This window comes from Pseudomonas sp. GW531-T4 (assembly GCF_017349615.1).
Lineage (GTDB): Bacteria > Pseudomonadota > Gammaproteobacteria > Pseudomonadales > Pseudomonadaceae > Aquipseudomonas > Aquipseudomonas chlororaphis_I.
This window is the reverse complement of record NZ_JACMZT010000001.1, coordinates 46,357-57,488: the sequence shown is the minus strand read 5'-3', so window position 1 is coordinate 57,488 and position 11,132 is coordinate 46,357. Positions and strand designations below refer to the sequence as shown.

The following is an 11,132-nucleotide window of genomic DNA, read 5'->3' as shown; positions in this document are numbered from 1 at the left end:
TACGGCACTCCAGGTCGAGATCGATTACCACACGAGAATCTGCAGGGACGATTTCACGGTCGGCTGGATGCCGTCCGCGGCGTCGAGACTGGCCCGGGTTCCGCTGAGCGGATCGTAGAGCTCGGCCTGGTGCACTTGCGGCAATTTGATGGTGCCGCCCTTGGCGCTCCAGAACATCAGCAGGCGCTTACCGTCGTCGCGGGTCCAGGACACGCTGTAGAAGGTCTCGGGCAGGTTTTCCAACACGGGCGTCTTGCCGGGTTTGAGGCGCGCGCCAGTGATCTCGAGAAACCGCGCGAGCGCCTTGTACACCGGCTTGGGTTCGCCGTTGAGGTCGAGCAGGCCGTAATGCTGGTCGCGGGCCGAGGCGCGCGAGTCGAGATCGGAAAGGGCGAAGAGGAAGATCCGCTCGTAGTCCTGGTTGCTCATCAACGCCAGGCGGCGCAGGGTGTAGTCGGCCTGGCCGTCGACGCCGATCAGCCGCTGCATCTCCTTGGGCCCGGCGTAGCTCGACCAGCCCCACTCGGTGGCCCAGACCCTCTTCAGGCCGGCGCCGTGCAGCATGTCGTTGAGCTGCTTGCCGCGCAGCAGCACTTCGTTCTTGCCTGGCTCATCCGTTTCCGGGGTTTCCGAATACGGGTGGTAGGCGGCGACCATGCCCAGGCTCTGCACGCCCAGTTCGCCGAGTTTTTCGAACATCAGCGCGTTGCGCTGGGTCGGCATCTGGCTGTAGTAGGCCATGCCGCCCATGACCTGGGTCTTGTCCGGCGCCACCTGGTTCAGCGCCTGATGAGTCGCCAGCAACAACTCGCCGTAGCCCTTGGCATCGGGTTTCGGCCGCCAGTTGTTGGGGATGTTCTGTTCGTTCCACACCTGCCAGGCGTCGATGTTCGGGTAACGCTGGGCCAGCATCGCCATGCGCGTGGCGAAGACTTTCGGATCGCGCGGCGGGTACTGATCCTGGAAGGGCCCGCCCTTGGGAGCGGTGGTCACGAAGGGCGCCGAGCCGACGAGGTAGAACAGCGACTTGAGTTTCGCGTCGCTCAGGGTCCGGTCCAGTTCGTCGAGGGTGCTGAGCTGGTAGCCCTCTTCGGTGGGCTCGAGCCGGTCCCAGTGCAGGTCGACCCGCACCCATTGCAGGCCGAGCTGTTTATAGGCGGCGATCTGTTTGCGGTATTGCTGCGGGGTGAACCACAGGAAGTGCGCGTTGACCCCCAGGTAGTCCTTCCACACCAGGGTGCGATCGGGAGCCAGGTTGATCGGCGTGGCATCGACTTGTTCGCTGAGCAGCAGGGCGCCGCCCACCGCCAGCGCGGCCACCAGCGGCAGATAGCGCAATAGCGGGCGACGTTCGAGGCCTGGTCGGGTCTTCATATCGATCGCTCCTTGCACACTTCATTGAACAGTTCGGCAAAACGGCGCGCGGTCGCGCTCCACTCACGCTGGTGCCCGGCCTCGCTGGCCCGCGCGGCCCACTGGCGGGCCAGTTCGGGCTCCAGCACCAGGCGGCTCAGGTGCTGGCTCAGCGCTTCGACATCGCCTTGCTGATAGGTCACGCCATTGCCGCCGGCAACCTCTTCGGCAAAGGCCCGGGCATTGGAGGTGACGACCCCGCGACCGCAGGCATTGGCCCAGGACAGGGCGCCGCTGGTGCCGCGCATCTGGCCGAGCCAGGCGAGCTTTTTCGATTCCCGGTACGGCAGCACCATCACATGGTGGGCCTGGATGGTGCGGGCGATCTCGGCGGACGGCAGGTCCAGTTGCCAGTCCACCACATCGTCCAGTTGCAGTTCGCGGATACGCTGGCGCAGGCCGTCGAGGTAGTTGCCGGCCGGGTCGAAGGTCATTTCCGGGGCGGTGCCGCCGGCCAGGGTCAGGCGGACCTGGCCACGGCACTGCGGGTTGGCCGCCAGGGTGCGGGCCAGGGCTTCGATCAGGTCCTCGATGCCCTTGCCGCGGTAGATGAAACCGAAGTACAGCAGGCGCAGCGGCACCAGCGGCGGGAGTTCGGCTGCCGGGATCGGCAGGTTGCCGTGGGCGATCACCGCTACCTGTTGCGGCTGCAGGCCCATGCGCTGGCGCAGGCAGTCGCCGCCCAGCCGGGTCAGGGTAATCAGCCGGCGCATGCCACGGGCCAGGCGCCGTTCTTCATGCAGGGTCAGCGGGTCGGCGAGCAGCGCCGCCGCTTGCGGCAGCGGGTGCGGCAGGCGTTCGAGCAGGGTCAGCGGCCAGAACAGTCGGGCGCGCCGCCAGATCAGGCGTTCCGGGTCATGCACGGTGGCCGTGCGCGGGATCCGCGGTTGTTCGCTGCTCAGGTAGTCGAGCGCCTGGAATTCGCCGAAGCGGCCACCCCCGAGTTCGGCGTGCACCAGGTCGACGCCCGTCCAGTCGAAGGCACGCAGGCGCGTCAGCTGTTCCGCGGGATCGTGACAGCCGGCCAGCGGCGTCAGCACCTCGATGCCAAGGCCGCGCAGCGCATTGCTGAAATGCGCGGCGTAGTCGGCGATACCGGTCTGTTCCGGCGGCAGCGGGGCCAGCAAGGCGATACGCATCAGGCGGCACCGCGCCAGCTGTTGATCCGCTCCAGCACTCTGGACGGTACTTCGAAGCGACGACGGTTGAGGATCAGCCCGTCGACCTTGCCGAAGGCGGTGGTCAGCAGCGACAGCGCATTTTCGATCATCGGCACGGTGCTGGTCCGAGCCTCGATCACCAGGGCGATCAGGTCGGCGCGGCGCAGGATCAGGAAGGCCTCCTGGTTCGACAACAGGGCCGAGGCATCCAGCAGCAGCACTTCACCGGGCTGGGCCGGCGCGCTGTCATTGACCCGCACGCGATGGCCGCGTTCTTCCAGCAGGCGGCGCAGGCGTTCGAGGATGAAATTCACGCCTTCGCCATGGCGCGCCGAGGTCAGGCCCAGGGTCAGGCCCTGGCTCTCGATGCGGTCCATGGGCAACAGGCTGTAGAGCCGGTAGATGCTCGCGGTCATCGCCGCCGGGGTGGCGTCCTCGAGGTCCGGCACGCTGCCCCACAGCGGCACCTGGAACAGCTCCGGCAGGCGCGAGCCGTCGTGGATGCGCTGGTCCAGCAAGTAGCAGACATAGATGGTCAAAAGACCCACGGCGATCCCCGCGGGAATGGCGAACAGCAGGATCAGCAGGCTCTTGGGGAAGACCCGCGCCGGGTTGAAGGTGGCGTGCTCGATGATCGCGATATTGCTGATCTGGCTGCTGTCGAGTTCGTGGTCGATACGCGCCTGTTCCAGGTTTTCCGAGTACAGCGCGTAGCTCTTTTCAGCGGTGCGCAACTGCTGGGTCAGGCGGTTGAGTTCAGGCTCGTCGGTCAGCACCCGGTCGCGTTCGGCACGCAGGGTGGCCAGGGTCTTGTCGTAGTTCTCGATCTGTCCGGTCAGCCGGCGTTGTTGCAGCTGGGCATCGATGACCTGCTGCTTGACGTTGGTCACCAGGCTATTGGGCGCAATGTTCTTCGAGCGTTCCAGGCGGGTCTCTTCCTGTTCGCTGAGGGCCTGCAGGTCGTGGATGTTCTGTTCGATCTGCTTGACCGCCGGCGCCTCGGGCAAATAGGTGCGCAGCAGGCGCGCGCGTTCCACTTGCAGGGTGTTGAGCTGGCGCTTGAGGTCGAGCTGGGTCGGGTTGAGGCTGGTCTCGCGACTGGTCACCACTTCGACGGGCTGATCGAGGATCTGCTGGCGGGCGTTGATCAGGAAGCTGCTGATCCCGGACAGCTGGTTCTGCGCATTGACCCGGGCGTCGGTCAGCCGGTCGATCTGGCTGGTGAGGTTTTCCAGGCGGGCATCGACGCTGATCGAATCGATCTGCTTCAGGCGGCCCTGCAACTGTTCCTTGAGGCTGAGGATCTGCGCGGCCACCTTGTTGCCTTCGCCCTCATAGAAGGCGTAGAGGCTCTTGCGACCGAGGACCCGGGCGCGTTCCTCGAGGAAGGTGTCGACCCAGATTTTCACCACCTGCTGCGCGACTTCCGGGTCGTCCCAGGTAAAGCTGATATCGATCACCGAGGAGCCCGCTTCATGGCTGGCCTGGAAGTTCTTTTCCAGGCGGGTCGCCAGGCGGTCCAGCGGGCTCTGCGGCTCCGACAGGCCGACCAGTTGCAGCAGGCTGCGCAGCGCATCGATGGCCGTGCCCATGGCTTTCTTGGCGTAGAACTTGAGGGTTTTCCAGAAACCCTGGGGTTCGGCGGCCGCGCTCAGTTCCAGGTAGCGCTGGGCGACGATGTGCACGATCGGCCGACCGGTGAGCATCTTCTCCTCATCGACGATCGGGTCGTGCTGGGTGCTGGGCGAGATCAGCGTCTGGCGATTGCTGGCCTCGATCGGCACCGTGGTGCTGTCGCGCCCGGGCTTGACCAGCAGGCGCGCGTCCGACTCGTAGCGCGTCGGCAGCAGGAAGGCGCCCAGTACCGCGACCACGATAGTGGTGACGACCGCCAGCTTGAACTCGCGGCGGAATATGAAGAACAGGCGCAACAGGTCGCGTAGAGAGCGTATTTCGATCACGGGATCACTCCGTTGAAAGTACTTGTAGCAGTGGCTGATGGAGGCCGATCAAACGCATCACTCCTGTCTACTGAGAAATGTTATTGACGTTTTCGATGTTGGTCGTGCTGTTGCCGCTGTTTCTTACATCCTGGCTGTTCAAGTCGTAGTTGAAGCCCAGGCCGATCCCTTTGTTAACCGGGAACAGCTTGGTGAAGTACATGTCCACCGCTTCCACCGTGCTGCCGATGGTCGATTGCGGCACGTAGATCAGGTCGCCGCGCTGCAGGGCGACCAGCGGATGGTTGGGGTTGCTGAGCATGTTGCTGAGGTCGACGAAGTACATCTTGTACTTGCCGTCGGGGCCGGTCCGGAGCAGGGCGATGTTGGAGCTGTCGGCCGACGGCAGGACGCCGCCGGAGCTGAGCAGGGCCTGCTCCACCGACACGGTGCCGGCCAGGTTGAAGAACGACGGGTTGGCCACCGCGCCGCCGATGAACACCCGGTTGCTCGGGGCAATGGCGATGTTCACGGTCACTTCGGGCTCGCGGTAGACACGGGTGTAGCGTTTGGTGATTTCCTTGCCCAGGTCTTCCGGGGTCAGCAGCGCGGCCTTGATCCGGCCGATGTTGGGCATCGAGATGAAGCCGTCCGGGCGCACCACGAACAGCGTCATGTCGTCGGTGGCGGCCGGCTCCTGGGCATCGCGCACGATGCGCAGGGTGTCGCCGCTCTGGATCAGCACCTGGGCTGGCGGCAGGTCGGCCAGGGTCAGTGCCGCCGCGTGGCGAGCCTTGAGGGTGTCGCTGTCAGGGAGCGCGACATGGGCGGGGGTCGAGCAGCCGCCCAGCCACAGGGAGGCGGTCAGGATGCTCAACAGACAAAGCCGGGAAGGTCGGTTAATAGTCATCATGACAGCTCAGGTCCAGTAGTTTGAGAACATGCTCAAGCGACGCTTGAGCGGTGTCGGCAGATGCTGTTCGGCGTGGCCGAGGCGATAGCCCAACAGCTTCAGCGCGCTGCGCAGCAGCACTTCGGGTACACGTTGCAACTGGCCGGCGTCACGCAAGGCGCGCAACTCGGCCTGGACGTAACGCTTGCCTTCTCCACCCGCGCTGCCGAAGGCTTCGCGGATCCAGGGCTCGCGGCCATAAAACACGCCGATATCGAAATAACGGCGGAACTCCTGCATCAGACTGTAGCTGTGCGAATGCTGTACGCACGCACTGGCGGCGTAGCGCACCAGATAACCGTTGAGCAGCATGCGCGCCGCGACGTGGGCGTCCTCGCTGCCGATGACGTCCTCGGGAAAGCCGCCCACTGCTTGCAGGGCACTGCGCCGGTAGACGGAAAACGAGTCCGAACTGAAGCAGGTCTTGATCCCCAGCTCCCCGGCGTCGGCCAGGCTTTTGCTGCGGCTCTGCGGGCTGTAGTTGAAGTGGCGCGACTGCGCTTCGAGAATCCCGGCGCCGGGGTGCGGCAACTGACGACCGTAGGCGAGGCCGATCCGCGGGTCTTCTTCCAGTTCCTGGATCAGGTTGGCGAAGGTCTGGGGCGTGGCCGGAATCGCATCCTGGGTCAGCAGGATCAGCGCGTCGGCGTCCACCTGTTCGCTCGCCCAGCGGCGGGTGCCGCCATGGTTGAACTGCTGGGCGGCGATGACCTCCACCCGGGCACCGAACTGCCGGAAGCGGCTGACGGTGTCGTCCGTCGAGCTGCTGTCGACCACCAGCACGGTGTCCGGTTGCAGCGTCTGGGCGGCCAGCGCCGGCAGCAACCGATCGAGGTGCGCTCCGGCGTTGCGGGCGGGAATGATCAGCGCCACCTTCATCATGGTTTGACCTGCGCCGGGGCACGGCCATAGACGTCTTCGAAACGCACGATGTCGTCTTCGCCCAGGTACTCGCCGCTTTGCACTTCGATCATCACCAGGTCGATGATCCCGGGGTTGCTCAGGCGGTGTTTATGGCCGGCGGGGATATAGGTGGATTCGTTGCTGTTGAGCAGGACCTCCAGGTCGCCATTGGTGATCAGGGCGGCACCGCTGACCACGATCCAGTGCTCGCTGCGGTGATGGTGCATCTGCAGCGACAGCGACTCCTTGGGCTTGACCATGATGCGCTTGATCTTGAAGCGGCTGCTTTCCTCCAGCACGGTGTAGGTCCCCCATGGCCGGGTGACCGTGCGGTGCAGGCTGTAGGCGCTGTGGCCCAGGCGCTTGAGCTCGGTGACGATATGGCGCACGTCCTGGGTCCGCGAGGCGTCGGCCACCAGCAGCGCGTCCGGGGTGTCGACGATGATCAGGTCGCTGACGCCAACGGCGCCGAGCACACGCTTGGGCGAGTCGATATAGCAATTGCTCACGTCATGCAGGATGGCTTCGCCGTTGACCTGGTTGCCGGCGGCGTCGCTCGGGGTCAGCTGGCGCAACGCATCCCAGGAACCGATGTCGCTCCAGCCCAGGTCACAGGGCACCACGGCGACCCGCTCGGAGCGTTCCATCAGGGCCACGTCGATCGAAACGTCCGGGGCGCGGCTCAGGCTGTCGGCATCGAGTTCGCGCTGGCGGCAGTGCTTGTTGTCCAGGGTCATGCCTTGTTCCAGGCAGGCCCGGGCGGCGCTCAGCACTTCGGGAGCGTGCAGGGTCAGTTCCTGCAGCAGGGTATCGGCGCGGAAGCAGAACATCCCGGCGTTCCACAGGTAGTTGCCGCTGTCGACGTAGGCCTGGGCGGTGGCCAGGTTGGGTTTTTCGACAAAGCGCGCGACCTGGAAACCTTCCTTCAGCGCCGGGCCCTGTTCGATGTAGCCAAAACCGGTCTCGGGTTTGTCGGGCTGAATGCCGAAGGTCGCCAGGTAACCGTCTTCGGCGAGGCTGCGCGCCTTGCTCACGGCGGCGGCGAAGGCATCCTGGTCGAGGATCAGGTGGTCGGCCGGAAGGATCAGCAGCTGTGCCTCGTCACCCCAGTACTCGCGCACATGCAGGGCCGCCACGGCAATGGCCACGGCGGTATTGCGCCCGAACGGCTCGAGCAGCAGGTCGAGGTCCAGCTTGCCCTGATTGACGTTGCGGTATTCGTCCAGCGAGCGGAACAACAGCTCGCGGTTGGTCACCGTGACCACGCAACTGACGTCCGCCAGGTTGCTGGCGCGGACGAAGGTTTTTTGCAGCAGGCTCTGCCCATCGCGCATGCGGATGAATGGCTTGGGCATGTTCTGTCGAGAGACAGGCCACAGGCGCGAGCCCGAGCCGCCGGAAATAATGCAAGGGATCAATCCAGTGAATGCGCTCATCAGTAGACTTCCTTCGTCGAAAGGACGGCCGGAACCGTCATGAAAACGATGTACAGATCCAGCCAGACCGACCACTTGGAGATGTAATCGAGGTCGTACTCCACTCGTTTCTGGATTTTCTGCAGGGTGTCGGTTTCTCCCCGGTAGCCATTGATCTGCGCCCAGCCGGTGATACCGGGCTTGACCCGGTGGCGCGAGCTGTATTCGCGCACCGCCTGTTCGAACGGCACGCCCGCCGCCTTGGTGGCGGTGGCATGGGGGCGAGGCCCGACAATCGACATGTTGCCCATCAGCACATTGAACAACTGGGGCAACTCATCAATGCTGGTCTTGCGAATGAAGCGTCCGACCCGGGTGATCCGCGGGTCTTCGCGGGTGGTCTGCCGTTCGGCATTGAGGTCCGCCTGCTCGACATACATCGAGCGGAACTTGAACACGCGGATCAGCCGGTCGTTGTAGCCGTAGCGCTTTTGCCGGAACAGCACGGGGCCCTTGGAATCGAGTTTCACCGCCACGGCGGTGGCCAGCAGCACAGGGGACAGCAGCACCAGGCCCAGCAGGGCGAGGATGATGTCCTCGCAGCGCTTGATCAGCGGCGCCCAGCCGCGCAACGGCAACTCCGAGGTGTTGAACATCAGGATGCCGCCGACATCGGTCATGCGGTTGTGGCCGAAGCGCAGGGTGGTGATGTCGGGCACCAGCGCGACATTCACTGACAACTGCCGCAGCCGCTGCACCAGCTCGCCGATGCGCGCGTGCGCGGCCCAGGGCAGGGCGATCAGGACCTGGTTGACCTGCTCGGAACGGATCAGCTCTTCCAGGTTCTGGGTGTTGCCCAGAAAGGGCAGGTCGCAGAAGGCCTTGGGCACGCGGTCGCTGCGATCGTCGATGAAACCGATCAGGCCGGAGCGGATATCGCCGTGGCGCTGCATGTGTTCGGCAAGGAATAGCGCGCTCTCGCTGAAACCGAGGATCACCGTGCGTTGCAGGTATTTGCCGCTGGCCATCCACGAGTGGAACAGGCGCAGCAGGAACAGACGCTCGATACCAAACAGCACGAGGCTGGCGATGAACCAGACAGCCAGGTCCTGCAGGCTGAAGACTGGCAGCAGGTGCAGCCCCAGGTACATGACCAGCAGGATGCAGAAGGCGGAGGTCCAGGCCACCAGCATCGTGCGCAGGCGCAGGCGATTGCTGAAGAACTCTTCGGAGTAGACCCCCTGGGCCTGGAACAGGATGACGGTGATCACGGCAAAGAACAGCAGCAGGCCAAGGACGGTTGGCCAGACATCCGCACTGGCGGATTCAAGACTCAGGAGCAGCAGGATTCCAGGCAGGGCGGCGGACAGGGCGTGCGTCAGTTTCACCCCCGAAATGAAGAGTTCCATGAATCCGGTTCGGGTCAGAAACCTGCTATCAATCGATTTCGTAAGCATCGAATCCCGTCGCTGCCAGGTAAAAACCCAGCTCTGTTAAGGGTGAAGCCACTACAGAGGCAGGCTGAAAAAACTAAGGCTTACTGCAAAAAAAGTCTGTTTTTTGGCGGCCTATGATGGCCAAACAATACTGCTTTTCTGCTTTGATGGTCAAGTAATTGACTAATTCTGGCAGGTTAACCTTTTTTTTGCATTATGCATCGGTTTTTTGACGGTCTTGCGCATCCAGGACGAATGGCAGCCTGGGCATGTGTCACGAAGTTGGCTCATTCGTGAGCGAGGCGTGACGGATAAAATGGAGTGTTGTTCAGGGGGGGACTCTTGTCCAACCCGTGGCGATTTATTCCTTTTCGCCCGGGATTGCGGGCTTCCTGAAAGCTGGCGCAGCCCTCGGGCGGATGCTCTGGCGGTGTAGACTGAACGCTTGTGGACTAACCAAAGGAAGGGGAAAAACTGTGAGGTATTGGTCATTGCTGTTGCTGGGTTGCATGCCCTTGCTGGCGCATGCAGTGGAAGTCGGCGAGCGTCTGGCGCCCTGGACCTTGCTCGATCAATTCGACCGGGCCTATAGCCTCGACGGGCAGACCCGGACCCTGCTGGTGGCGCGCAGCATGGACGGCGCCAAGCTGGTCAACACCGCCTTGCAGGATCGTCCTGCGGGTTATCTGGAGGCGCGACACACGGTATTTGTCGCGGACATCCAGCGTATGCCGGCGGTGATCGCCAGGATGTTTGCGGTGCCGGCGATGCGTGATTATGGCTACCGGATCATGCTCGACCGTGACGGGCGGGTAGCGCCGCGCTACGCCGGGGCTGTGGATAAAGTCCTGTGGCTGCAACTCGACAATGGCCGGCTGGTGGCTCAACGGGAGTACGGCACGGCCGCCGAACTGCGCGCGGCGCTGGAGCAGGCGCAGCCATGATCAGCGCCGCGCTGCTGTCGCCGCTCACCCTCGGCGTCGGCTGGCTGATCTATGTGCCGGTGCTGGTCTGGGCCACCTGGCGCGCGCCCTGGGTCGAGCTGTTCAGCGACAGCCGGCGCCAGCATCTGCTGTTCGGTACGGTGTTCGCCTTGTTCATGCTGTGGTTGGTGCGCCGGGATTTCGATACCGGCGTGTCCTATCACTTCATCGGCATGACGGCCGTGACCCTGTTGCTGGACTGGCCGCTGGCGATCGTCGGCGGGCTGATTGCCCAGGTGGGCCTGGTCGCGCTGGGCCGCCAGGACCTGGCGGCGGTCGGCATCAACGGCGCCTTGCTGATCCTGCTGCCGGTGCTGGTCACCGAATGCTGCGCGATCCTGGTGGAGCGCGCGCAGCCGCGTAATCCCTTTGTGTATATCTTCTGTTCCGGTTTTTTTGCCGCCGCGCTGTCGGCCTTGCTGTGCCTGTTGGTGGGCCTGGGGCTGCTGTGGTTCGACGGGCGTTTTGCCATGCCGGAATGGCTGGAAGACTTCATCGGCTACCTGTGGCTGATCATCTTTCCCGAGGCTTTCATCAACGGCATGGTGATCAGCGCCCTGGTGGTGTTCTGCCCCGAATGGCTGGAAACCTTCAATCGCACCCGTTACCTCTCGGCGCCGTGGAAGGACGACGATCCGCGTTCTTGATCCATATCAAACACGTTCGGCAGACGCGGTCCCATGCTCGGCAAAAACCGTTCGGGAGCAGGGTCATGAGTGTGTATGAATGGGCGCGGCAGGAAATACGCAGGAGTCTGGATACTGCGCAGGAAGAGGGTTTCGAACCGGGCTTGAGCCTGCGCGCCCTGCTCAGCGCGGTGGTGCAGGAGAGTCGGCGGGTGCGCAGCGCCGAGGATCTGGCCGACGAGTTGCAGTTTCTCGCGGAGAACCTCGACGATACGCAGGACTACGGTTTCATGCGGCCTTGAGG

10 protein-coding genes are annotated in these 11,132 nt (G+C 63.9%); 3 read left to right on the top strand and 7 right to left on the bottom strand.

The window, feature by feature from the left end; genetic code table 11:
- Positions 1-24: 24 nt before the first annotated feature.
- From J4D28_RS00265 to J4D28_RS00235, 7 genes are all read right to left on the bottom strand, one after another.
- Positions 25-1,374: a cellulase family glycosylhydrolase gene (locus J4D28_RS00265; protein ID WP_103331807.1), complete on the bottom strand. Its 1,350-nt coding sequence runs from the start codon at positions 1,372-1,374 to the stop codon at positions 25-27.
- A complete protein-coding gene (locus tag J4D28_RS00260; protein WP_009050919.1) occupies positions 1,371-2,552 on the bottom strand; it encodes a glycosyltransferase in 1,182 nt (393 codons plus the stop codon). The genes J4D28_RS00265 and J4D28_RS00260 overlap by 4 nt, the downstream gene beginning before the upstream one ends.
- Complete coding sequence (locus J4D28_RS00255; protein WP_028683414.1) at positions 2,552-4,534, bottom strand: LPS biosynthesis protein; 1,983 nt, start codon at positions 4,532-4,534, stop codon at positions 2,552-2,554. Before J4D28_RS00255 ends, J4D28_RS00260 begins: the two co-directional genes overlap by 1 nt.
- Positions 4,535-4,601: 67 nt before the next feature.
- Positions 4,602-5,426, bottom strand: a complete 825-nt coding sequence (locus J4D28_RS00250; protein ID WP_009050917.1) for a polysaccharide biosynthesis/export family protein — start codon at positions 5,424-5,426, stop codon at positions 4,602-4,604.
- A gap of 6 nt (positions 5,427-5,432) precedes the next feature.
- Positions 5,433-6,344, bottom strand: a complete 912-nt coding sequence (locus J4D28_RS00245) for a glycosyltransferase family 2 protein (protein ID WP_016703673.1) — start codon at positions 6,342-6,344, stop codon at positions 5,433-5,435.
- Positions 6,344-7,804, bottom strand: coding sequence for a mannose-1-phosphate guanylyltransferase/mannose-6-phosphate isomerase (locus tag J4D28_RS00240; protein WP_028683415.1), 1,461 nt, complete (start codon positions 7,802-7,804; stop codon positions 6,344-6,346). Before J4D28_RS00240 ends, J4D28_RS00245 begins: the two co-directional genes overlap by 1 nt.
- Positions 7,804-9,240 carry an undecaprenyl-phosphate glucose phosphotransferase gene (locus J4D28_RS00235; RefSeq protein WP_009050914.1) on the bottom strand — a complete coding sequence of 479 codons (1,437 nt, stop codon included), beginning with the start codon at positions 9,238-9,240 and terminating at the stop codon, positions 7,804-7,806. Before J4D28_RS00235 ends, J4D28_RS00240 begins: the two co-directional genes overlap by 1 nt.
- 455 nt (positions 9,241-9,695) lie before the next feature.
- Here J4D28_RS00235 and J4D28_RS00230 point away from each other — a divergent pair, with 455 nt between their 5' ends.
- From J4D28_RS00230 to J4D28_RS00220, 3 genes are all read left to right on the top strand, one after another.
- Positions 9,696-10,163 (top strand): hypothetical protein, encoded by a 468-nt coding sequence (locus tag J4D28_RS00230; RefSeq protein ID WP_009050913.1) that lies wholly within the window; start codon positions 9,696-9,698, stop codon positions 10,161-10,163.
- Positions 10,160-10,849, top strand: coding sequence for an energy-coupling factor ABC transporter permease (locus tag J4D28_RS00225; RefSeq protein ID WP_009050912.1), 690 nt, complete (start codon positions 10,160-10,162; stop codon positions 10,847-10,849). Before J4D28_RS00230 ends, J4D28_RS00225 begins: the two co-directional genes overlap by 4 nt.
- Positions 10,850-10,914: 65 nt before the next feature.
- Positions 10,915-11,130: a hypothetical protein gene (locus tag J4D28_RS00220; protein WP_009050911.1), complete on the top strand. Its 216-nt coding sequence runs from the start codon at positions 10,915-10,917 to the stop codon at positions 11,128-11,130.
- Positions 11,131-11,132: the final 2 nt, after the last annotated feature.

Bases quoted from the DNA above. Each gene is read 5' to 3' on its own strand.
- J4D28_RS00265 (WP_103331807.1), bottom strand. From the start codon at position 1,374: ATGAAGACCCGACCAGGCCTCGAACGTCGCCCGCTATTGCGCTATCTG.
- J4D28_RS00260 (WP_009050919.1), bottom strand. From the start codon at position 2,552: ATGCGTATCGCCTTGCTGGCCCCGCTGCCGCCGGAACAGACCGGTATC.
- J4D28_RS00250 (WP_009050917.1), bottom strand. From the start codon at position 5,426: ATGATGACTATTAACCGACCTTCCCGGCTTTGTCTGTTGAGCATCCTG.
- J4D28_RS00245 (WP_016703673.1), bottom strand. From the start codon at position 6,344: ATGAAGGTGGCGCTGATCATTCCCGCCCGCAACGCCGGAGCGCACCTC.
- J4D28_RS00240 (WP_028683415.1), bottom strand. From the start codon at position 7,804: ATGAGCGCATTCACTGGATTGATCCCTTGCATTATTTCCGGCGGCTCG.
- J4D28_RS00235 (WP_009050914.1), bottom strand. From the start codon at position 9,240: ATGCTTACGAAATCGATTGATAGCAGGTTTCTGACCCGAACCGGATTC.
- J4D28_RS00225 (WP_009050912.1), top strand. From the start codon at position 10,160: ATGATCAGCGCCGCGCTGCTGTCGCCGCTCACCCTCGGCGTCGGCTGG.
- J4D28_RS00220 (WP_009050911.1), top strand. From the start codon at position 10,915: ATGAGTGTGTATGAATGGGCGCGGCAGGAAATACGCAGGAGTCTGGAT.